Source organism: Streptomyces sp. NPDC016459, from assembly GCF_040632845.1.
GTDB lineage: Bacteria > Actinomycetota > Actinomycetes > Streptomycetales > Streptomycetaceae > Streptomyces.
Window position 1 is genome coordinate 252,783 of the sequence record NZ_JBEYCR010000009.1, and the last position, 23,052, is coordinate 275,834.

16 protein-coding genes are annotated in these 23,052 nt (G+C 72.9%); 9 read left to right on the forward strand and 7 right to left on the reverse strand.

All coding sequences use genetic code 11. The features are described from left to right. Window positions 1-58: 58 nt before the first annotated feature. Window positions 59-4,768, forward strand: coding sequence for a hypothetical protein (locus tag ABZ567_RS22840; protein WP_360792764.1), 4,710 nt, complete (start codon window positions 59-61; stop codon window positions 4,766-4,768). A gap of 98 nt (window positions 4,769-4,866) precedes the next feature. Here the strand turns inward: ABZ567_RS22840 and ABZ567_RS22845 are convergent, their stop codons facing one another. Next, the gene (locus tag ABZ567_RS22845; RefSeq protein WP_360792766.1) at window positions 4,867-5,160 is read right to left on the reverse strand and encodes a hypothetical protein; all 294 of its coding nucleotides are present in this window, start codon (window positions 5,158-5,160) and stop codon (window positions 4,867-4,869) included. Between the two features lie 524 nt (window positions 5,161-5,684). Here ABZ567_RS22845 and ABZ567_RS22850 point away from each other — a divergent pair. From ABZ567_RS22850 to ABZ567_RS22865, 4 genes are read left to right on the forward strand one after another with little or no spacing between them, the layout of a single operon-like run. Then, window positions 5,685-8,768 (forward strand): nitrate- and nitrite sensing domain-containing protein, encoded by a 3,084-nt coding sequence (locus ABZ567_RS22850; RefSeq protein WP_360792768.1) that lies wholly within the window; start codon window positions 5,685-5,687, stop codon window positions 8,766-8,768. Then, the gene (locus ABZ567_RS22855) at window positions 8,765-9,202 is read left to right on the forward strand and encodes a roadblock/LC7 domain-containing protein (RefSeq protein WP_360792770.1); all 438 of its coding nucleotides are present in this window, start codon (window positions 8,765-8,767) and stop codon (window positions 9,200-9,202) included. Before ABZ567_RS22850 ends, ABZ567_RS22855 begins: the two co-directional genes overlap by 4 nt. A gap of 10 nt (window positions 9,203-9,212) precedes the next feature. Then, a complete protein-coding gene (locus ABZ567_RS22860) occupies window positions 9,213-9,632 on the forward strand; it encodes a DUF742 domain-containing protein (RefSeq protein WP_360792772.1) in 420 nt (139 codons plus the stop codon). Next, entirely contained in the window at window positions 9,613-10,218 is a 606-nt protein-coding gene (locus tag ABZ567_RS22865) for an ATP/GTP-binding protein (RefSeq protein WP_360792774.1), read from the forward strand. Before ABZ567_RS22860 ends, ABZ567_RS22865 begins: the two co-directional genes overlap by 20 nt. Before the next feature lie 221 nt (window positions 10,219-10,439). Here ABZ567_RS22865 and ABZ567_RS22870 read toward each other — a convergent pair whose 3' ends face one another. Next, window positions 10,440-11,261: a M15 family metallopeptidase gene (locus ABZ567_RS22870; RefSeq protein WP_360792776.1), complete on the reverse strand. Its 822-nt coding sequence runs from the start codon at window positions 11,259-11,261 to the stop codon at window positions 10,440-10,442. On the opposite strand from ABZ567_RS22870, the gene ABZ567_RS22875 reads away from it, so the two are divergent. Then, window positions 11,260-11,820: an NUDIX domain-containing protein gene (locus ABZ567_RS22875; protein WP_360792778.1), complete on the forward strand. Its 561-nt coding sequence runs from the start codon at window positions 11,260-11,262 to the stop codon at window positions 11,818-11,820. The genes ABZ567_RS22870 and ABZ567_RS22875 overlap by 2 nt on opposite strands. A gap of 96 nt (window positions 11,821-11,916) precedes the next feature. Here ABZ567_RS22875 and ABZ567_RS22880 read toward each other — a convergent pair whose 3' ends face one another. After that, complete coding sequence (locus tag ABZ567_RS22880; protein ID WP_360792780.1) at window positions 11,917-14,349, reverse strand: TIM-barrel domain-containing protein; 2,433 nt, start codon at window positions 14,347-14,349, stop codon at window positions 11,917-11,919. A gap of 215 nt (window positions 14,350-14,564) precedes the next feature. Between ABZ567_RS22880 and ABZ567_RS22885 the strand changes: the two genes are divergently transcribed. Beyond that, on the forward strand, window positions 14,565-16,535 hold the full coding sequence (locus tag ABZ567_RS22885; protein WP_360792782.1) for an acetoacetate--CoA ligase: 1,971 nt from the start codon (window positions 14,565-14,567) through the stop codon (window positions 16,533-16,535). Between the two features lie 152 nt (window positions 16,536-16,687). On the opposite strand, the gene ABZ567_RS22890 is transcribed toward ABZ567_RS22885, so the two are convergent. Next, the gene (locus tag ABZ567_RS22890) at window positions 16,688-18,007 is read right to left on the reverse strand and encodes an aminotransferase class I/II-fold pyridoxal phosphate-dependent enzyme (protein ID WP_360792784.1); all 1,320 of its coding nucleotides are present in this window, start codon (window positions 18,005-18,007) and stop codon (window positions 16,688-16,690) included. 46 nt (window positions 18,008-18,053) lie between these two features. Here ABZ567_RS22890 and ABZ567_RS22895 point away from each other — a divergent pair, with 46 nt between their 5' ends. Beyond that, on the forward strand, window positions 18,054-19,346 hold the full coding sequence (locus ABZ567_RS22895) for an MFS transporter (protein ID WP_360792786.1): 1,293 nt from the start codon (window positions 18,054-18,056) through the stop codon (window positions 19,344-19,346). Window positions 19,347-19,368: 22 nt separating this feature from the next. Beyond that, window positions 19,369-20,268, forward strand: a complete 900-nt coding sequence (locus tag ABZ567_RS22900) for a hypothetical protein (RefSeq protein ID WP_360792788.1) — start codon at window positions 19,369-19,371, stop codon at window positions 20,266-20,268. 71 nt (window positions 20,269-20,339) lie between these two features. Here ABZ567_RS22900 and ptsP read toward each other — a convergent pair whose 3' ends face one another. From ptsP to ABZ567_RS22915, 3 genes are all read right to left on the reverse strand, one after another. Continuing rightward, the gene (gene ptsP / locus ABZ567_RS22905; RefSeq protein ID WP_360792790.1) at window positions 20,340-22,010 is read right to left on the reverse strand and encodes a phosphoenolpyruvate--protein phosphotransferase; all 1,671 of its coding nucleotides are present in this window, start codon (window positions 22,008-22,010) and stop codon (window positions 20,340-20,342) included. Between the two features lie 80 nt (window positions 22,011-22,090). After that, window positions 22,091-22,540, reverse strand: a complete 450-nt coding sequence (locus ABZ567_RS22910) for a PTS glucose transporter subunit IIA (protein WP_360792792.1) — start codon at window positions 22,538-22,540, stop codon at window positions 22,091-22,093. A gap of 281 nt (window positions 22,541-22,821) precedes the next feature. After that, window positions 22,822-23,052: hypothetical protein (locus ABZ567_RS22915; protein WP_360792794.1), on the reverse strand; the 231-nt coding region annotated here is incomplete at its 5' end.

A 23,052-nucleotide genomic window follows, 5' to 3' on the forward strand; every position in this document is an offset into this window, starting at 1 on the left:
GCCTCACCGCCCCGCGCAACCGACCTTCCAGAGCACGAGAGCACGAGAGTCCCTCGCCATGTACGAGCTGTCCCGGGTCCGCCTGTACTCCATCGGTCCCGCCGGTGCGCGCTACGCCGACACCGTCCTGGACCTGCGGGGGGTCGGCGCGCCCGTGCCCCACCCCGCCCCCGCGCAGGCGGAGTTCTTCGAGGAGGAACCGGTCGGGCCGCCGCGCCGCCCCGCCCCCGCGGGTGTGCTCTTCCTGGAGAACGGCGGAGGCAAGTCCGTCCTCCTCAAGCTGATCTTCTCGGTCATGCTCCCCGGCCACCGCAACACGCTCGGCGGGGCCAGCTCCGGCGTCCTGCGCAAGTTCCTCCTCGCCGACGACTGCGGTCATGTCGCCCTGGAGTGGCAGCACACCCTCACCGGCGAACTCGTCGTCGTGGGCAAGGCCAGTGAGTGGCGCGGCCGTCAGGTCTCGCACGACCCGCGTAAGTTCGCCGAGGCCTGGTACTCCTTCCGTCCCGGCCCCGGACTCAGCCTGGACAACCTCCCCGTCGCCGAGGCGACCTCCGTCCGCCCGCCCGTCGAGGGCGCATCGGGCGCGAGCGGCCGCCGCCGCACCATGAAGGGCTTCCGCGACGCGATCACGGAGGCCGGCAAGGCGTACCCGCACCTGGAGGTCTACTGGGAGGAGATCCACGACCGCTGGAACGAACACCTCGGCGAACTCGGCCTCGACCCCGAGCTCTTCCGCTACCAGCGCGAGATGAACGCCGACGAGGGCGAGGCCGCCGGCCTCTTCGCGGTCAAGAAGGACTCCGACTTCACCGACCTGCTGCTGCGCGCCGTCACCGACACCCGGGACACCGACGGACTCGCGGACCTCGTCAGCGGCTTCGGCAACAAACTGGGCCGCCGCGCCGAGCTGACCGCCGAGCGCGAGTTCACGGCCGGTTCGGTGGACCTCCTCGGCCGGATCGTCGACGCCGCCGAAACCCGGTCCCACGCGCGCGAGGTCCACACCGCCTCCGAGCGCCGCACCCGCACCCTGGCCCGCCGGCTCTCCGCCCGCGCCGCCCAGGAGCGCGGCCGTGGCGCCGAACTGGCCCAGCAGGTCACCTCCGCCGCCCACGCCGTCGCCGAGGCCGAGACCGCACGGGGCCTCAGCTCCCGCATCGCCGCCGAACTCGCCTATCGGCACGCCTCCCTGGCCCTGGCCGCCGCCGAGAAGGGCGCGGCCTCCCAGCGCCGGGAGCTCACCGACGCCCGCACGGCGCACTCCGCCTGGCAGGCGGCCGAGGTCGTCCTCCGCCACCGTGCCGCGGCCGACCGCTCCGCGCGCGTGGCCGTCGCCATCCGGGAGGCCGAGCGGGACGCCGCCCCGGCCCTCGCGGCCCGCGCCGAAGCGGCCGCCGATCTCGTACGGGCACTCGCCGCCGCCGCCGAGGAGGGCGAGCGCCACGCCGCGGAGGAGGAGGAGCGCTCCACCGCCCTCCAGGAGGCCGGTGAGACCGCCCACCGCGACGCCACGGCCGCCGCCACCGAGGCCCAGCGCGCCCGCAGCGAGGCGGGCCACCTGCGCCAGCGGCTCGCCGAGGTCGAGCAGGAGACCGCCGAGGCGGTACGGGCCGGCTGGCTCGACGACTCCGCGCCCGACGCCGACCCCGCCCGCGCGGCCCTCGCCGCGAGCGACGCCGAGAAGACGACGGTCGCCGCCTGGGACACGGCCCGCGAGGTCGCCCGCACCGCAGCGGATCGCGCGCGTGAGGCCGCGGGCGCCGAGTCCCGCGCCGAACTCGCCGCCGCCCGCGCCGCGGACGCGGCCGAGGCCGCCGGGAACGCCTACGACGCGGAGCGCCGTGCCGCCGAGCTCCTCGCCGCCGAGGAACGCCTCGCGGAACTCCTGAGCCTTCCGGCCGCCGGATCCTCCCTCCCCGCTCCCGGCTCCCCCCTCCCGGGGCAGCGCGTGGCCACCGCGCCCACCGGTGACGGCGAGGTCCGGGACCCCGCCGATCGCGAGGGCACCTCCGGGGAGCCCGTGCCCCAGGGGCCGCTCACCGTCACCGAGTTCGACCGGTACGCCGACGACCTGCGCGGCATGCTCGACCAGGCCGTCGCCTCCGCCGAGCGCCAGCTCTTCGACCTGCGCACCGCCGCCGCCGACGACTCCCGCATCCTCGGGGCCCTCGGCGACGGCGGCCTGCTGCCGCCGGGACCCGACGTCCTCGCCACCGTCGAGTACCTCGGCGAGCACGGCATCCCCGCCCTTCCCGGCTGGCGCTACCTCGCCCAGTCCGTGGACCCGGTCGACCACGCGCGCGTCCTCGCGGCCCGCCCCGAGCTCGTCGACGGCGTGGTGATCACCGACCCCGTCTCGTACGGACGCGCCCGCGAGATCCTCGGCTCGGCCGCCCTGCTGCCCCGCTCCGCCGTGGCCGTGGGCACGGCCGCCGCCCTGCTCGCTCCCGTGCCGGCGCAGGACCCGACGGGCGACACCGGCGTCTTCCTCGTGCCGCCGAACCCGGCCATGCACGACGAGCACGCGGCCGACGAGGAGCGCCACGCCCTGCGCGCCCGCGCGGCCGCACGCGACGAGGAGATCCGTACCCTCGCCTCCCGTCTCGCCGGCGACCGCTCCCTCGCGGCCCGGATCGGGTCCTGGCGCGCCGACTGCCCGCCCGGGATGCTCGCGGAGCTCGCGGCCGTCGCCACGACCGCCCGGGAGACCGCCGAAGCAGCGGCCGCGACCCTCGACGAGGCCCGCACCGCGCGTGCGGAGGCCGAGGAAGCGGCCGCCGAGGCGGCCCAGGTCAGGGACGAGCGGCAGGAGGCGGCCCAGCGCGCCCGTCGCGTCGCCGACGCACTTGCGGGCCTGGCGTACCGGCTGCGCGAGCGTTCCGCCTGGCAGGCCAAGCTCCGCGAACTCGCCGACGACGCCGCCGAGGCCGAGGCCCGCGCGCAGACCTGCCTGGAACGCGCGCGTGCCGCCGACGAGGACCGCCGCGCGACCCAGCGCTCCGCCGACGACGCCCACCGCACCGCCCGCGCCCTGCGGGCCGAGCGCGCCGAGATCGCCGGCGCTCCCGACCCCCTCCCCGACGGTGACGCGCCCGCGTCCCGCGCCGCGCTCCCCACCCTGCGCGAGGCGTACCGGGCGGCGTCCCAGCTGTACGAGAAGGTCGGCGTGGGCGCCGACCTGCGCGCCGAGCAGGCCCGCGCGGAGAGCGACGAGTCCGCCGCCCTGGCCGAACTCGACCGCCTCACCAACAAGGTCAGGACCCGCGCCGAGCAGCTCCTCGAATCCACCGACGGCGCCGACGGCCCGTCCCGGCAGGCCGCGGCCGCCCGCGCCGAAGCCCTCGTGCAGATGCTGGAGGTCCGCGCCTCGGAGGCGAGCGAGAAGCTCGGCCGTCTCCGCGGCGAGGCCGAGCGGCTCGCCCCCGAGGACGGCGGCTCCCACACCGAGCTGCCCGAGGAACTGGTGCCCGCCGACGCCGAGCGGGCCCAGGCCCTGCTCCGTACCGCCACCGCCGAACTCGCCTCCCGTACCGACGCCCTGGAGGCGGCGCGCGCCGCCCACACCGGCCTGCTCCGCGACCACCGGGCCGCCGAGGACGCGGCCGGCGGCTTCGAGGAGACCGCAGCCCTGCTGCGGGACCTGCTCCGCGACCACACGGACGAGGAGCGGGACGAGGCCGAGCCGTATCCCGGCAGCCTGGAGGAGGCCCGTACGACGGCCGGTGAGACGCGTCGTTCGCTGCGCGGCTGCACCGCCGAGCTGTCCGCCGCGGACGCCGCCGTCCGCGAGGCGAGCGACATCCTCGTACGGCACGCCAACTCCACCCGCTACGAGCAGGTCCGCACCCCCGCCCGCCAGCAGATCCGCGAACTGCCGGCGTCCGCCCTGCCCGAGCACGCCGCCAAGTGGGCCGAGGCCTTCGCGCCCCGGCTGCGGGTCCTCACCGACGAGCTGGAGCAGCTGGAGCGCAACCGCGACTCGATCGTGGACCGGCTGCGCGGCCTGGTGGAGTCCTCCCTCGCGACGCTGCGCTCCGCTCAGCGGCTCTCCCGGCTCCCCGAGGGCCTGGGCGAGTGGTCGGGACAGGAGTTCCTGCGGATCCGTTTCGAGGAGCCCGACCAGGCCACCCTCGCGGAGCGGCTCGGCGAGGTCGTCGACGAGGCCACCCGCGCCGCCGTCAAGAAGAACTCCGACCTGCGCCGTGACGGGATGTCCCTACTGCTGAGGGGGGTACAGGCGGCCCTCGAACCCAAGGGGGTGTCCGTCGAGATCCTCAAGCCGGACGCGGTACTCCGCGCCGAGCGGGTGCCCGTGGGGCAGATGGGCGACGTCTTCTCCGGCGGTCAGCTGCTCACCGCGGCCATCGCCCTGTACTGCACGATGGCCGCGCTCCGGTCCAACGACCGGGGTCGTGACAAGCACCGCCACGCGGGCACGTTGTTCCTGGACAATCCGATCGGCCGTGCCAACGCCACGTACCTCCTGGAGCTCCAGCGGGCCGTGTCGGACGCGCTGGGTGTCCAGCTCCTGTACACGACGGGTCTCTTCGACACGACCGCCCTCGCCGAGTTCCCGCTGGTGATCCGGCTGCGCAACGACGCCGACCTGCGGGCCGGGCTGAAGTACATCAGCGTGGAGGAGCACCTGCGTCCGGGACTGCCGCAGGCCGCCGGAGAGGGCGAGACCATCCACGGCGAGATCACGGCGACCCGGATGTTCCGCCGTCACACGAGCGACGCCCCGACCCCGCCGCACATTCCGTAGCGGTGAAGACAGCGGCCCGGCCCCCTGTCGAGGGGGGCCGGGCCGCTGCCCTGCTCCATACCGCCTGCTCCGTACCGCCTTCTCGTCCCGTCCGTGGCTCAGGCCGCCTCGGACAGCGATGCCGTCCCCGGGCGGCCCTCTTCGTGGTGCTCACGGAGGGGGCTGCGGGCCGTGCTGCTCGGCTCCGACACCACACCGTTGCGCTGGCGCCACACCTGACGGGTGATCCAGACGTCGAGGACACTCCAGGTGGCCACGACGGTGAAGACCACCGCGCTGACGGTCACCGGGAACGCCAGCCACGAGCCCGCCAAGGAGCAGAAGAAGGCCACCACGGCCTGGATGATCGTCACGGAGGTGATGATCACGGCCCGCACGGCGGCGGTACGCACCGGATCGGGCATCCTCCGTCGGCCCCGCTCCTCATCCACCCACAACTGCCGCGCCGCCCGCGCCTCGTGTTCCATTGTCCTGTCACTCCCCACCACTGAACGACTCCAGGGTCGGCTGCCCGTCTTGAGCGTCTTTACACGGACAGAACCTCCCCGTACCTATTGACGCACGCCAGAGGGAAAAGGTTTCGCCCGCCCCCGGGTGAACGTGACACAGACCGGGTCGGAACGAAAAATTCCAGCCATCCCCGTTCATCGGTGAAATGGCGCGTCATCAGGTGTCCTGCGCCACAGTGGCCGACCCCAACTCCCCGAATACCAGGACATCTCATGATCAACACTCACTCGACCGGCTGAAAATAGCGCGGACACGCCTTCGGGAAGCCCCTGATGCAGTAGTAGGCTCGCGCCGCCGTTTGTTGGAACTCAAGTGTCGAAACTCAAGGTTGACGCCGCGTGTTGACGCCGGACGTCACGAACGTGAAGGACCCCCGTGCTCAACGGGGGCCGAGCTGGGGGAGGCCATGCGCTTTCGCGGGAAGTCCATCCGCCGGAAGATCGTGGCGTTGCTCCTCGTACCGCTCGTCTCCCTCACCGGTCTGTGGGCCTTCGCCACGACCCTCACCGGCCGCGAGGCCGACCAGCTCCTCGACATCGGATACATCGTCGAAAAGGTCGGCTATCCCCTTGAGGACACCGCCCGGGTCATCCAGCTCGAACGCCGCCAGTCCTTGATCTACCTCGCTGACCCCCGGGGCTCCGACGCCCTCGGCTCCCTGCGCGAGACCCGCCTGGCCACCGACCGCCAGATCGCCCGCATCCGCGCCAACGCCGCCGACCCCGGAGTACGGGAGGAGATGCGGCCCGTCACCGCCCAACGGCTCACCTCCCTCCTCGAAGCACTCGACGGTCTCGCCTCACTGCGCCGCTCCGTGGAGAAGCGCGACATCGGCCGTATGCAGGCCCTCGACTTCTACAACCGGCTGGTCGACCCCTGCTACAGCTTCCTGCTCACCCTCCACGCCCTCGAGAACGTGGAGATGGACAAGCAGGGCCGCGCTCTCGTCGGCATCACCCGCGCGCGTGAGCTGCTCTCCCGCGAGGACGCCCTCGTCCTCTCCGCCCTGGTCGCGGACCGCGTCACCGCCCGGGAGATCCGCGAGATCTCCGACCTCATCGCCAACCGCGAGCAGTTCTACGAGGTCAACCTCGAACTCCTCCCCGCCGCCGAGCGCGAACGCTTCGAGAAGTACTGGCGCAGCCCCGGCACCCGGCCCCTGCGCGTCGCGGAGAACGCGATCATCGACCAGGGCCCCACCGACAACCCGCGCGCCGTCGCCCCCGCCTACTGGCAGGACCACGTGGGCCCCGTCCTCGACGACCTGGCCCGCGAGAACACCGCCGCGGGCGAGCGCTACCAGGACCGGGTCCAGCCCGCCGCGTACAGCGTCCTCCTCAAGGCCGGCGTCGCCGGTGTCCTCGGCTTCCTCGCCCTGCTCGCCTCGATCGTCATCTCCGTCCGGATCGGCCGCAAGCTCGTCCGCGACCTGCGCCGCCTCCAGAAGGAGGCCCAGGAGGTCTCCGGCGTACGCCTCCCCAGCGTCATGCGAAGACTCGCCGCCGGCGAACAGGTCGACGTCGTCACCGAGGTGCCCCACCTGGCCTACGGAGAGGACGAGGTCGGCCAGGTCGGCCAGGCCCTCAACACCCTCCAGCGCGCCGCCGTCGAGGCCGCGGTGAAACAGGCCGAGCTGCGGCGCGGCGTGTCCGAGGTGTTCGTCAACCTCGCCCGCCGCAACCAGGTCCTGCTCCACCGCCAGCTCACCCTCCTCGACACCATGGAACGGCGCACCGAGGACACCGACGAGCTGGCCGACCTCTTCCGGCTCGACCACCTCACCACCCGTATGCGTCGCCACGCCGAAGGCCTCGTCATCCTCTCCGGCGCAGCCCCCTCCCGGCAGTGGCGCAAGCCCGTCCAGCTCATGGACGTCGTCCGCGCCGCCGTCGCCGAGGTCGAGGACTACGAGCGGATCGAGGTCCGCAGGCTGCCCCGTCTCGGCGTGGGCGGCCCCGCCGTCGCGGACCTCACCCACCTCATCGCCGAACTCCTGGAGAACGCGACGGTGTTCTCACCGCCGCACACCGCCGTCCAGGTGCTCGGCGAACGGGTCGCCAACGGCTTCACCCTGGAGATCCACGACCGAGGCCTCGGCATGAACCCCGACGCTCTCCTCGACGCGAACCTGCGCCTCGCCGAGACCCCCGAGTTCGAGCTCTCGGACACCGATCGCCTCGGCCTCTTCGTGGTCAGCCGCCTGGCCCAGCGCCAGAACGTCCGCGTCTCCCTCCAGACCTCCCCGTACGGGGGCACCACCGCGGTCGTCTTCATCCCGGCAGCGCTGCTCACCGACGCCCCCGAGACCCAGGGCGCGGGCTTCCGCCTGGACCGCAAGACACTGGACCGCACCGCCCCGGCCGAGGACGGGGCGCCCAAGGGCGGCGCGACGCCCGGCCGGCGCCCGGCACTCGCCAGGGTCCCGGACGTGACCGAGGGCCTCGCCCCGCTCGACGGCCCCGTCGAACTCGAAGGACCCGTCGACAGCGACTTCGACGTGCTCCTCGACCGATCGGCGGACCTCCTCGACACCGAGAGCGAGCGCGGCGGCCTGTTCCTGCCTCGTGGCAGGCGCCGCAACGGCCCCGCACCCGCGGGCGAGCAGCGGGCCCCGGACCGGACGAACGGCCACGGCGAGGGCGAGACGCCGACCGCCGGGGGACCCCTCGGCCCCGTACCGCTGCCGCGCCGCCGCGTCACCCCGACGCTCGTCGTCGACCACGGCCGCCGCGTCGACGCCGCGGACAGCGCGCGGGGCCTCCCGGCGGGCGCCGAGGAGCAGGACCGCGCGCGGGCCTTCCCGGCGCGTGCCGACGACCCGGGCCACGCACGGCCTCTCCCGACCCCCGCCGACGCGGCTCCCGACAGCGTCTCCGGCAGGGCTCACTCGCTTCCCGAGGGGCCGCGCTCGCTTCCCGACCCGGCTCACCCGCTGCCCGGCCGTGGCCACGAAGGCCCCGAGCGCGCACAGACGTTCCCCTCCCGGGATCCTCACCTCCCCGCCCAGGACCAGTCGCTCACCGGCCGTGCGCACCCCGCTCCCGGCCGGACGTCCGTCCACTCCGACGCCCCGGGCCACCTCGCCCGCGGCACAGGCCAGGACGACCCGCCGACCCCCCGGCCCGGCACCGGCCCCAACCTGGTCCCCGTCCCGGCGGAGGGACCCCCACCGCCCAGGGGCCCCGAGACGTTCGGCGGACTGCCCCGCCGCGTCCGCCAGGCGAGCCTCGCGCCGCAGCTGCGCGCGAGCGAAGGCCCGGCCGACCGCGGTAACGGTGGGCAGACGGACCGCGGTGCGGGTCGGCGCGGGGACGCCCGTACGAGCGGTGGCGCGACGCCCGCGGATCCCGACTCCTTCGAGCGCGACGCCGAGGAGGTACGCGCGCGCATGGCCGCCATGCAGCGCGGCTGGCAGCGCGGACGGCGGCACAACGCCGACCCGGACGACCCGACAGCACAAGGAACGACACCCGAGGGGGACGGTCGATGACCGCACCGAACGCCGCAGCACCCAGCACCACCTCCGGAAACGGCGAACTGAACTGGCTCCTCGACGAGCTCGTCCAGCGCGTCGGGTCCATCCGGAAGGCCCTCGTGCTCTCCAGCGACGGCCTCGCCACGGGTGCGTCCCAGGACCTCACCCGGGAGGACGGCGAGCACCTGGCCGCTGTGGCCTCCGGCTTCCACAGCCTCGCCAAGGGCGTCGGACGCCACTTCGACGCGGGTCAGGTCCGTCAGACGGTCGTCGAACTGGAGGACGCCTTCCTCTTCGTGACGGCCGCCGGTGACGGCAGCTGCCTGGCCGTGCTCGCCGACGCCGACTCGGACGTGGGTCAGGTCGCCTACGAGATGACGCTGATGGTGAAGCGGGTCGGGATCCACCTCGCGACGGCCCCCCGGACCGGTCTGTCCTCGGGGGGGTGAGTGGGACGGCATGAGTGACGCAGCCGAGCGGAACCAGCTGGACCAGAGCCCGGCCCCGCACCACTGGTTCGACGACGAGGCCGGGCCGGTGGTCCGTCCGTACGCGATGACCCGCGGCCGGACCAGCGCCGCCACCCGTCACCGGCTCGATCTGATCGCGCTGGTCGTTCCCGAGCCCGCCGCCGACGATCCCGGCCGGGACCAGTCGCTCTCCCCAGAACATGTGGAGATCGTCGAACGCTGCTCCGAGCAGCCCCAGTCGATCGCCGAGCTCGCCGCCGGACTCGACCTCCCCGTCGGGGTGGTCCGGGTTCTCGTCGGTGACCTCGTCGAGGACGAACTCGTCCACGTGACCCGCCCCGTTCCGCCGGCCGAGCTGCCGGACGTGAGCATTCTCCGCGAGGTGATCAATGGCCTTCGGGCGCTCTAGCCGCAAGAAGCCCTTCGTCGAGCCGATGACCCTGAAGATCCTGGTCGCCGGCGGATTCGGGGTCGGCAAGACGACCCTGGTGGGCGCGGTCAGCGAGATCAGGCCCCTGCGGACGGAGGAGATCCTCAGCGAGGCGGGGCGGCCCGTCGACGACCTGAACGGCGTGGAGACCAAGACGACCACCACGGTAGCCATGGACTTCGGCCGGATCACCCTCCGCGAGGACCTCGTCCTGTACTTGTTCGGCACTCCGGGCCAGGACCGTTTCTGGTTCCTGTGGGACGAACTGGCGCAGGGCGCGCTCGGCGCCGTCGTCCTGGCCGACACCCGCCGCCTGGAGGACAGCTTCGCGGCCATCGACTACTTCGAGCGGCGCGGCATCCCCTTCACCGTGGCCGTCAACTGCTTCGAGGGCGCCCAGCGCTTTCCCGCCGAGAGCGTGCGGGGGGCGCTCGACCTGGACCCCGAGGTGGAACTCATGATGTGCGACGCCCGCGACCGGGAGTCCGTGAAGAACGTCCTCGTGGCCGTCGTCCAACACGCCCTGGTCCTCGCCGACCGGACCCACGCGGGCGCGACGACCTGACAGTCGCCCCACGCGGGCGCGACGACCTGAGGGAAGGCCCCCGCGCGCGGGGGCCTTCTCGACGCCGGGCACCACTTCGACCTCCGCCCCGACGGCCAGATCGGCCGTCTTCACCGGTGAAGCACCGGGCCAATCACCGGTCGGCGCCTCCGTACCACCGATCACCGCACCATCTGGCGATGCGTCAGAAGGCTGGCACGGGTGCGCCGGACGCCTAAGGCTCAGTGACCGGCCACCGACCTCCGCGCCACCGGGAAGTCGAAGAACGTGCTCGGGAAGGGCTCCGGCTTGAACGTGTAGTGCCACCACTCCTCCGGCAGGTTCACGAATCCCTGCTCGGCGAGCGCCGTCTTGAGCAGCTGCCGATGGGCCCGCTGCACGCCCTGGATCCGAGGGTCGTCGGTGTGCGAGAGCGTGTCGAAACAGTCGTAGCCGGTGCCCATGTCCACGGCGTTGTCGGGGAACCGCTCCGACTGCGGCGCGTAGCACTCCACCAGCCTCTCGCCCGGCACGTACGCGCGCGTGGGCGCCGCCGGCAGCCGCACGATCGTCAGATCCACCGTCGACCCACGGCTGTGTCCCGACTTCTCCGCGATGTACCCGTCCGCGAACAGTCTCGACTTGTCGACGAGCGGATAGAACTCCTTCTTCATCCGCTCGTCCCCCAGGTCCTTCGCCCACCGCACGAAGTGGTCGACGGCCCGCTGCGGCCGGTAGCAGTCGTACACCTTCAGCGTGTATCCGCGCGCGAGAAGACGCACCTGCGCGCGGTGCAGGGCCTCGGCGGCCGGCCGGGTCAGGATGCACAGCGGCTGCCGGTAGCCGTCCACCGGCTCACCCACGAAGTTGTGCGGAGTCGTGTAGCGCATCTCCTGAAGGATCGTCCGGTCCACGGAGCTCAGGGCCACGAACTCCCCTGGGGCCTTCGGCTCCGGCGCGGCCGACGCCGGGGGAGCGGGGGCGACGACAGCGCCCGTGGCGGCGAGCAGTCCGGCGGCGGCCGTGACGGCGAGGGTACGGAAAGCGGAAGCAAGTCCTGTCATGCACACCGTCTATCAGTTCCGGCAGCGCCGAGAAAGGGTGATCGCGTACGGTCGGGCCGTGAAGGACTCCCACTGCTCCTGCTGCGGCGCCGCCCACCCGGCCGACGCCGGCTGGCCCCGTACCTGCCCGGCCTGCGGCCACACCGCCTACCGCAACCCGCTGCCCGTGGCAGTCGCCCTGCTCCCGGTCACCGACAAAGCGGCCACGGGCCTCGTCGTCATCACCCGCACCATCGAGCCGGCGCGGGGCGGGGTCGCCCTGCCCGGCGGGTTCATCGACCACGGTGAGGACTGGCGCACGGCCGTCACCCGCGAACTGCGCGAGGAGACCGGCATCGAGGCCTCCGCAGAGGGGGTCCGACTCGCCGACGCGATGAGTTCCCCGGGCGGCCACCTCCTCCTCTTCGGCCTCCTCCCGCCCCGCCCGGCCAGGGACCTCCCGCCCTCCGCCCCGACGGACGAGACGAACGGCCACCACGTGCTCCACGCACCGGTGGACCTGGCGTTCCCCCTCCACACGGAGGCGGTACGCAGGTGGTTCGCGGGCACATACGGCTGACGGCCCCGCTCCGGGGCCCCGCCCGCAGGTCCGGGTACGCACCACACCGTCACACGGTCACACGGTCACACCGTCACGTCACCACACCCCGCACCGTCACGTCACCACACCCCGTACCCGCACCGGCAGCCCCGGCGCCTCCACCCCGTCGTCCGTCACCCGCTCCACCACGACCCGGCCCTCCACCAGCCGGGACTGGTACCGCTCGATCTCGGCCGGCTCCCAGCCGTCCCCCGTGTCCCGTACGACGAGCCCCCCGCCCGTCCGCCCCCTGGCCGGCGCCCACACCTCCAGGGCCAGGGCGCCGTCCTCGCCGCGCACCGGGAGCACCGCCCCCGCCCGCGCCAGGACCGGGATCCGGGAGAGCGGCGCGTCGAGCAGCACCTGCCCGGGCCCCTCGTACGCCTGCCCCGTCGCCGTGTCGTACCAGCGTCCGCGCGGCAGCCGTACCGCCCGCCGGTCGGCGCCCCCGCTCAGAACGGGCGCCACGAGGAGCGCGTCGCCGAGCAGGAACGCGTCTTCGCAGTCGCGCAGCATCCGGTCCTCGGGCGCTCCCCACCACAGGGGGCGTACGTACGGGGCGCCCGTCATCCGGGCGAGCCGGGCCAGGGTCGTGAAGTACGGCCGCAGGCGTTCCCTTTCGGCCAGCGCCACGCGCGCGTGCTCCAGGACCTCCGGACCGAACTCCCACGGTTCGCGCCGCCCCGCGCCGATCGCCGCGTGCGTACGGAACAGCGGCAGCCACGCCCCCAGCTGGTACCAGCGCAGGAACAGCTCCGGGGTCGGGCTGCCGTCGAAACCGCCCACGTCGGGCCCCGAGTACGGCACCCCGCACAGCCCGAGCCCCAGGACCAGGGCGAGCGAGGCCCGCAGCCCCGGCCAGCCCGTCGACACGTCACCCGACCAGGTGCCCCCGTACCGCTGCATCCCCGCCCAGCCGGACCGCGAGAAGAGGAAGGGCCGCTCGTCGGGCCGCAACCGGCACAGCCCCTCGTATCCGGCCCGCGCCATCGTGAGGCCGTACACGTTGTGCGCCTCGCGGTGGTCCCCGCCCCGGCCGTCCAGGGCGTGCCGCGCGGATCGCGGCAGCGTCATGTCGCCGAAAGGGGCGAAGGCCACCGGCTCGTTCATGTCGTGCCAGACCCCGGCGAAGCCCTGCTGGAGCCGCTCCTCGTAGAGGCCGCCCCACCACTCCCGTACCGCGGGATCGGTGAAATCCGGATAGGCGCACTCGCCCGGCCACACCACCCCCCGCACCTCCTCGCCCCGAGGGTCCCGGACGAAGGCCCCCGCGGCCCGCCCGCTGTCGTACACGGGGTTGCCCGGCTCGGCCTTCACCGCCGGGTCCACGATCGACACGAGCCGGACGCCCTGTTCCCGCAGCTCCGCCGCGAGCCCCGGCAGATCGGGGAACCGCTCCCGGTCGACCGTGAACACCCGGTGCTCGTCGTAGTGGTCGATGTCCAGGTGCACGGCGGCCAGCGGCAGCCCGCGCTCCCGGTACCCGGCGACGACCCGGCGCACCTCCCGCGCGCTCCCGAACCCCCAGCGCGCGTGCTGAGGTCCGAGGGCCCAGTCCGGCGGCAGCGCGGGAGCACCCGTCAGCGCGGCCCAACCGTGGAGTACGCGCGCGGGGGTGCCGACGACCACCCAGCCGCGCAGCGGCCCGCCGTCCATCCGGACCTCGCTGGTCCCCGGCCGGTCGTGCCCCGACCCCGCCCCTTCCTCACCCTCCGCCAGGGTGACTCGGCCGTCCCAGGAGTTGTCGTGGAACGCGAGGTGGGTCCCGGCGTCGGAGACGACGAACTGCACCGGCATGGTGAGGTAGAGCGGATCGTCCCCGGGGCCGAAACTCCCCTTCGGGTCGGTGTTCCAGAGCCGGTACGAGCCGTCCCGCAGCCGCGGCCCCGCCGACCGCCCGCCCAGGCCGAAGAAGCGCGCGTCCGCCGGCACCTCGCTCCGCTGCACCCAGCGCGCGGTTCCGGCCGCCACCGTCCCGGCCCGCTCACCCTCGACCTTCTCGGTGACGGCCATGGCCCCGGGACCACGGCCCGGCGCCCCACTCGCCACCGGCTCCCACCAGCGGGGCGGCAGGTCCCGCCGCAGCATCACCCCGCCCGGCGTCCGGATCTCCACCGCCCCGTGCCGGGAGACCGCCACCGTCACCCGCTCCGACACGATCCGCCAGCCGCCGTCGGTGTCCGGCTCCAGGGAGGCCCGGGGGTCCGGGTCGGGCGCCTCACCGGCCAAGGCGTACGAGGGAAGCGGCCCGGCTCCGTCCCACCCCCAGAACACGGTGCCGCCCGACGACACACAGATCCGCAGCGAGGACCGCGTGAAACGGATCGTCCCCCCGCCAGGCGCGGCCTCCGCCGCCGTCGCGAGCCCCGGCACCCGAGCCCGCTCCGGCCCTCGCGGCGGCAGCCCCCACGCATCCGTACGGCGCTGCCGCCACGCCGCCCGCACCGTCCGCCATCCCCACACCGCGCCGAACAGCTTGATCGAACGCACCAGTTCCCGACCGTCCATGGTGATCACCCTGCCACCCACCAGGGGCGATACGAGCTCCGTTCAACTTCCGTTCACCCGTGGTGGGGGCACATATTCAACTGTCCGACCATGGGCGGGCAGACCTGGTGCGAAAGACGATCACATGGCATCGTCCTGTCAGCCGCGTCGCGCGCACACCCCAGCACGTGCGCGGGACACACGCCGACCCCGCGTACAGCCAGGGAGCCGCCCCAATGACATCAGCGCAGACCGAGCCGCTCTGGCAGCCGGACGAGGAACGCATCGCCACGGCCGCCGTGACCCGCTTCCAGACCTGGGCGGCCGAACACCACGGCGCCCCGGCCGAAGGCGGGTACCCGGCGCTCCACCGCTGGTCGGTCGACGAGCTCGAAGCCTTCTGGAAGGCGATCGTCGAGTGGTTCGACATCCGCTTCGCCACCCCGTACGAGCGGGTCATCGGAGACCGGTCGATGCCCGGCGCCGACTGGTTCCCCGGCGCCACCCTCAACTACGCCGAGCACGCCCTGCGGGCCGCCGACGAGCGCCCCCATGACACGGCCCTGCTCCATGTGGACGAGACACATGACCCCGTGGGGACCACGTGGGCCGAGCTCCGCCGCCAGGTCGGCTCCCTCGCCGCCGAACTCCGTGCCCTCGGCGTGCGGCCCGGGGACCGGGTGAGCGGCTACCTGCCCAATGTCCCGCAGTCCGTCGTGGCCCTCCTCGCCACCGCCGCCGTCGGCGGCGTGTGGACCTCCTGCGCCCCGGACTTCGGCGCCCGCAGCGTCCTCGACCGCTTCCAGCAGGTCGAGCCGGTCGTCCTCTTCACGGTCGACGGCTACCGCTACGGCGGCAAGGAGCACGACCGCCGCGACACCGTCGCCGAGCTCCGCGCCGAGCTGCCCACCCTCCGCGCGGTCGTCCACATCCCGCTCCTCGGCACCCCGGCCCCCGACGGCACGCTCGCCTGGGCCGACCTCGTCGCCGGCGACGTCGAACCGGTCTACGAGCAGGTCCCGTTCTCGCACCCGTTGTGGGTCCTGTACTCCTCCGGTACGACGGGCCTTCCCAAGGCGATCGTCCAGTCCCAGGGCGGCATCCTCGTCGAGCACGTCAAGCAGCTGGGCCTGCACTGCGACCTCGGGCCCGAGGACGTGTTCTTCTGGTACACGTCCACCGGCTGGATGATGTGGAACTTCCTGGTCTCCGGCCTTCTCACCGGGACGACCGTCGTGCTGTACGACGGCAGCCCCGGCTACCCGGACACCGCCGCCCAGTGGCGCGTCGCCGAGCGCACCCGCGCCACCCTGTACGGCACCTCCGCCGCGTACGTCATGGCCTGCGCCAAGGCGGACGTCCACCCCGGCCGCGACTTCGACCTGTCGGCGGTGAAGTGCGTCGCCACCACCGGCTCCCCGCTGCCGCCCGACGGCTTCCGCTGGCTCCACGACGAGGTCCGCGAGAACCTCTGGATCGCCTCCGTGAGCGGCGGCACCGACGTGTGCTCCTGCTTCGCGGGCGCCGTCCCGACCCTGCCGGTCCACATCGGTGAGCTGCAGGCGGCGGGCCTCGGCACCGATCTCCAAGCCTGGGACCCCTCCGGCAAGCCCGTCATCGGCGAGGTGGGCGAACTCGTCGTCACCAACCCCATGCCGTCCATGCCGATCCACTTCTGGAACGACCCCGACGGCAGCCGCTACCGCGACAGCTACTTCGAGATGTTCCCGGGCGCCTGGCGCCACGGCGACTGGATCACGATCACCGACCACGGTTCGGTCGTCATCCACGGCCGCTCCGACTCCACCCTGAACCGCCAGGGCGTACGGATGGGGAGCGCCGACATCTATGAGGCCGTGGAACGCCTCCCGGAGATCCGCGAATCCCTCGTGATCGGCCTGGAGGAGCCGGACGGCGGCTACTGGATGCCGCTCTTCGTCCACCTCGTCGAGGGCGCCACCCTCGACGACGAGCTGATCGCCCGCATCAAGCGGACGATCCGCAGCGAGCTCTCCCCGCGCCACGTCCCGGACGAGATCATCGAGGTCCCGGGCGTCCCGCACACGCTGACCGGCAAGCGCATCGAGGTCCCGGTCAAACGCCTCCTCCAGGGCACCCCCCTGGCCAAGGCCGTCAACGCGGGCTCGGTCGACGACCTCGGCCTCCTCCACTTCTACGAGACGCTGGCGGCCTCCCGACGAGGCTGACCGGGATACGCCCCCGGTGCCCCCGGCAACGCGCCGGGGGCATCACAGCACGCTCGGGGACACGACAGCACCGCCCGCCTCGCCCTTGCCCACGCCTGGTCGTCGGCGCCGGGACGCTTCCAGGCCCCGAAGCGTCCCGGCACCCTTCCGCCTCACCCGCCGTACGTCGCCTGAGCGTCCCCGAGCACCTCCGCGAAGTCCGCGGCGAGGCGCGTCGCGTCGCCGGGCGCGAGCGTCGCCGTCGTGATCCGTACCGCGGGCGGGGCCCCGATCCGGAACCGCGCCCCCGCGGCGACCCACCACCCCTGCGTCCGCAGGCCGTTGACGACCGCCGACTCGTCCCGCACCGGCACCCACACGTTCAGCCCGCTCGCCCCGACCGCACGGATCCCGTACGTCCCGAGCGCCCCGATCAGCGCCGCGCGCCGCTCCCCGTACGCCACCTCGCCCGCCGCCACGCGCACGCGTACCGCGGGGTCGCCGAGGAGGCCGGCCACGGTCTCCTGGAGTAGGTGACTGACCCAGCCGGAGGTCATCAGCATCCGTCCGTCGTGCCGCGCCAGCGTCACCGCGTCGCACGCGACCCCCGCCCACCGCAGATCGATGCCGAGGTGCTTCGACACCGTCCGCACCTGCGCCCACCGGTCGAGCCCCGCGGCCGCGAGCGTGTGCGCCGCGGCCCCGCCGATCTCCGCGTTGTGGTCGTCCTCGACGACGAGAACCTCGGGGAACTCCCTCAGCACCGCCACGAGTTGGTCCCGCCGTGACCGGGTGAAGAACGCCCCGGTCGGACATTGGCCCCGGGGGCTGCACACCACCGCGCGGACCCCGCCCCGAAGCGCCGTCCGCAGCGACTCCGGTTCGAGCCCCTCACCGTCCACGGCCACCGGGACCATCCGAAGCCCCAACGCCGGTACCAGGTCCAGCAGATGGTGGAATCCGGGGTCCTCCACGGCCACCGCGTCACCGGGCCGCAGCTCCGTCGACAGGAGCCGCGCGATGCAGTCCAGGGCCCCGTGCGCGAAGGTCACGTGCCGCGCGGGCACTCCGTCACGCTCGAACCACGCCCGGGTCACCTCCTCGAGCGCCGCGAGCCGGGGCGTGGCGCGATGGGACCCGTAGACCGGAGTCACCGCCGACGGCGGCCGCAGTACGGGAAGGAAGGCCGGGTCCGGATGGCCGCCCGCCAGGTCCACCAGGCCCTCCGGCACGCGCGGCGGGCGCCGGGAGGCCACTGACGGAACCTCGGCCACCACGGTCCCGCCCCGCCCGCGCGTGACGATCAGCCCCCGCTGCCGCAGCTCCTTGTAGGCCGTCGCGACGGTCCCCGGACTCACTCCCAGCGCGTCCGCCAGCCTCCGCACGGGCGGCAGGGCGTCGCCCGGGGCGAGCCCGCCCTCGGTCACACCCTGCTCCACGGACGCGGCAATCCCCTTGGCCGTCGTCCCTACGATCGCATATTGTGCTGCCACATAATCAATTATGTATCAATACAAAATAGTTGGCAAGGGGGATCCATTGAGCCGCACCACACGCTTCACCCGCACCGCCTTCAAGGACCGCATCCCCGGAGGCCCTGACGGCCACCGCATGCTCGTCATCGGCTTCATCGACAAGTGCGGCACGGGGCTCTGGTCCACGGCCATGGCCCTCTACTTTACCTACGTCACCGGCCTCGGGCTCGGCCAGGTCGGCCTCCTCATCGCCCTCTCCGGCGCGGTCGGCATCGCCGGCGCCCCCCTTGGTGGTCTCCTCGCCGACCGCTTCCCCCTCGTCCGCGTCATCATCTGCACCCAACTGCTGCGCGCCACCGCCCTCCTCGCCCTCCTCGCCACCGACGACTACCTGCTGCTGGTCCTCCTCTCCGCGGCCGGCGCGCTCCCCGACCGCGCCACCAACGTCCTCACCAAGCTGTACGCGGCCCGGGTCGCCGGACCCGACCGTGTGCGCTACCAGGCGATCAACCGCACCACCTCCAACATCGGCTGGACCCTCGGCGGACTCGGCTCGGCAGCCGCCCTCGCCGTCGGCACCACCACCGCCTTCCATGTCCTGCTCGTCGGAGACGCCCTCTCCTACCTCGTGATGGCGGCCCTCACCCTCCGCTGTGCCGAACCCCCGGCCCCCGCCGACTCCCAGGTCGCCGCGGCGTCCACCGCCACCGGGCCGACCCCCGCCACCGGGCGCCCCACCCCGTGGCGCGACCGCGGCTTCCTCGCCTTCACCGCGGGCGAATCGGTCCTCTTCCTCCACGACTCGATCCTCCAGGTCGCCCTCCCGCTCTGGATCGTCCACGCCACCGACGCCCCCGTCGGCCTCGCCCCGCTCCTGATAGTCGCCAACAGCGCGCTCGTCGTCATCTTCCAGGTCCCGCTCTCCCGATACGGCTCCACCACCGACGCCGCCCGACGCCTTCTGGCCCCCCTCGCGGGGCTCTTCGCCGTCGGTACGCTCGCCCTCACCGTCTCCGCCCTCGGCGGCCGCGCCCTCTCCGTCGCCGCCCTGATCACCGCAGCCGTCGCCCTCACCTTCGCCGAGATGCTCCACACCATCGCGTCCTGGGAACTCTCGGTCGCCCTGGCCCCCGGCGAAGCCCAGGGCGCCTACCTCGGAGTTCACGGCCTCGCCCAGTCCACCCAGCGCTTCGCCGGCCCCCTCCTCGTGGCCGGACTGATCTCCGCCGGCCCCTTCGCCTGGCCCGTCCTCGGCGCGGCTCTCATCGCCACCAGCGCCGCCCAGAGCCGCCAGGTCCGGCGACGCCTGGCCGAACCGTCACTGTCAGTGGCGACGGTTACGGTGAGTGACCATTGATCGGACCGAACCAGGGGGAGACATGACGCGGACCGGCACCACCCAGGCACACCTCCGGCGCGCCCTGCGCCGCGAAGTCCCCAGCACCGTCGGCCTCCTCGCCGACGAGCACGACTTCATGGCCATGCGCCAGTACCGGACCTTCGCCTTCGACGACCACACCACCTATCTCCGGCAGGTCGAGGCCCTGCTCAGGACCCTCGCCACCCAGGGCGGACACACCACCGTCACCCTCTTCGACCCCGACGAGTACGCGGCCTACTGCGCCGAGACCGTTATCGACCCCGACCACCCCACCAGCCGCAGCCGCTTCACCGCCCACCTCGCCGCCACCGGCGCTCAGGTCACCTACACCGGGCAGCCCCTCAGCACCCTCCTGCCCGAGCTCATCGACACCGCCGTCCGCCACGCCACCTGGGAGTACGCCACCACCGTCCTCGCCACCACCGGCGACTGCGCCACCTGTGGCAAGGACATCGGCAAGGCCGCCTTCGAGCGGGCCGCCCGGCTCCTCGCCCGACTCCTCGACGCGGCGGGCCCCGGCACCCACCACCTCGTGTGCAGCGTCCCGGCGGCTGACGACCAACTCCTCGCCGTCCTCCACGCCCACGGCACCCCGGGAGCCGCCACCGCCGACGACGCCGCAGCCGCCGAGTTCACCGCGGTCCTCGCCGCCGGCATCGCCCTCGGGGCCCCCGGCGGACTCGTCCTGCGCACCAGCAACGTGGGCGAGCGCGACCGACTCCACGGCTGGCGCCTCACCGGCGGCACCCTCACCCCCCTGACCGAAGCCGAGGTCTTCGCCGCCTACTGCACCGACGCCCGCACCGGGGAACCGCTCTCCCCGGAACCGGGCGTGGACCACCGAGCCGGCTTCCCCCTCGTCCCCGACCCCGACGACGACTGGACCGGCCACCACTGACCCCACCCACGACGAAGGGGCTCCCCGCCACCTCGGTGACGGAAAGCCCCTTCGTCGACAACACCCGGGAATCACTCCCCGGACAGCACCGCCTGCGCGGCCACACGGGCCTCCTCAGCCGAGTCCGCCGCACGCGCCGCGGCGGCGGCCCGCTCGCACTGCGCCAGCGTGTACTTGGCCAGCGTCGCCCGCACATACGGAATCGACGCCGCACCCATGGACAGGGAGGTGACCCCCAGACCCGTCAGCACACAGGCCAGCAGCGGATCCGAAGCAGCCTCGCCGCAGACACCACAGCTCTTGCCCTCGGCCTTGGCCGCCTCGGCCGACAGCGCCACCAGATCGAGCAGCGCGGGCTGCCACGGGTCCTGGAGCCGCGACACCGCACCGACCTGTCGGTCGGCCGCGAAGGTGTACTGCGCCAGGTCGTTGGTGCCGAGCGACAGGAACTCGACCTCCTGGAGGATCGAGCGCGCCCGCAGCGCGGCCGACGGAATCTCGACCATCGCACCGAACTTCGCCCGCAGTCCCGCCTCACGGCACGCGTCGGCGAACGCCTTCGCGTCCGTGCGGTCGGCCACCATCGGAGCCATGACCTCGAGGTACACGGGCAGCCCCTCGGCCGCCCTCGCCAGCGCGGTCAGCTGCGTCCGCAGCACCTCCGGGTGCTCGAGCAGCGACCGCAGCCCCCGCACACCGAGCGCCGGGTTCGGCTCGTCCACCGGTGTCAGGAAGTCCAGCGGCTTGTCGGCGCCGGCGTCCAGCACCCGCACGACCACACGGCCCTCCGGGAAGGCCTCCAGCACCTTCCGGTAGGCCTCCACCTGCTTCTCCTCGGACGGGGCCTTCTCGCTGTCGTCCAGGAAGAGGAACTCCGTACGGAAGAGACCGACGCCCTCCGCCCCGGCCTCCACTGCGGCCGGCACGTCCGCCGGACCACCGATGTTGGCGAGCAGCGGAACCTTGTGCCCGTCCGAGGTCGCACCAGGACCGCTGGACGTGGCCAACGCGGCCTTCCGCTCGGCGGCGGCCTTCGTCAGCGACGCCTTCTTCTCCTCGCTCGGGTCCACGAAGAGCTCACCGGTCGAACCGTCGACCGCGATGAGCGTGCCCTCGGCCAGCTCACCCGCGCCGGGCAGCGCGACGATGGCCGGCACACCGAGCGCCCGCGCCAGAATCGCGCTGTGACTGGTCGGCCCACCCTCTTCCGTCACGAACCCGAGCACGAGCGCCGGGTCGAGCAGCGCCGTGTCGGCGGGCGCCAGGTCCCGAGCGATCAGCACGTACGGCTCGTCGCTGTCCGGCACACCGGGCATCGGCACGCCGAGCAGCCGCGCGACGATCCGGTTCCGCACGTCGTCCAGGTCGGCCACACGACCGGCCATGTACTCGCCGGCACCCGCGAGCAGCTCGCGGTAGTGGGAGAACGCGTCGTAGATACCGCGCTCGGCCGTGCTGCCCACGGCGATCCGGCGGTCGACATCGGCGATGAGCTCCGGGTCCTGGGCGATCATCGCCTGGGCCTCCAGCACGTGCTGCGCCTCTCCACCGGCCAGATTGCCGCGCGCAATCAGGTCGGCGGCGACAGCCTCGACGGCCTGCCGGGCACGCCCCTGTTCGCGCTCCGCCTCGTCCGCCGGAATCTGCTTGGCCGGCGGCTCGAGAACCGCCGTACCCATGTGCCGGACCTCGCCGATCGCCACACCGTGGCTGACGCCGACGCCTCGCAGCGTTGTCTCCATCTCACCCGTCTCCGATAGAGCGGCGGCACCCGCCGCCGCGTTGAATGTCGAACTCGAGGTCGTCACGAGGACGAACCGGCTCAGCGCCAGCCGAAGAGTTCGTCGCCGGCCTTCACGTCACCGTCTTCGACGACGTCGGACAGCGAGTCCGCGGTGGCCTCGAGCGCTACGACGGGGCAGATGGGGGACTTGCCGGCGGCCTCGACGTCAGCGGGGTTCCAGCGCACGACGGCCTGTCCGCGGGTCACGGTGTCACCCTTGTTGACGAGCAGCTCGAAGCCCTGTCCGTTGAGCTGAACGGTGTCGATGCCGAGGTGCGTCAGCACTCCGTGCCCCTCGCCGTCGACGACGACGAAGGCGTGGGGGTGCATGGAGACGACGACCCCGTCGATGGGGGAGACGGCCTCCGAGGGCTCACGTACGGGATCGATGGCGGTACCGGGACCGACCATCGCACCGGAGAAGACCGGGTCGGGAACTGCGGCGAGACCGATGGCGCGTCCAGCAAGCGGCGACGTCACGGTTGACATGGGAAGCCTCCCAGGGGCGGAGATTGTGTGGCGCCGTCACTACCTGTCCTGGACGGCGTAGTGTTGTGAAGCGTAAGTCATAAGAAGTCCCAGTTCCGCCCGAGACGTACCAGTTGGACGGACCTAGGGACCACCGGCAACGATTTGCCTCAACTGGCGGTGGGATGTACTGTCGTTCTTCTGCCTGACCCCCACGCGGCCTGAGTCGCGGGTTGGCAGCAACTGCCAGGCCAGATCTTAACCCCAGTGGTCTACACCTCTGCATGCTCGCAGGGACGTGGTCAGAGGGACCGGGAAAGCCTGGTAGTGTTTGACCCCGCCGGGAACGGAAAAGCGAAAGCAATTTCCGACCCAGCAGCCCGCTCCAGTGGGTGGCAGAAACGAAGAATCGGATCTGTTAATCTGGAAACACGAAACACCGAAGGGAAGCCCGGAGGAAAGCCCGAGAGGGTGAGTACAAAGGAAGCGTCCGTTCCTTGAGAACTCAACAGCGTGCCAAAAATCAACGCCAG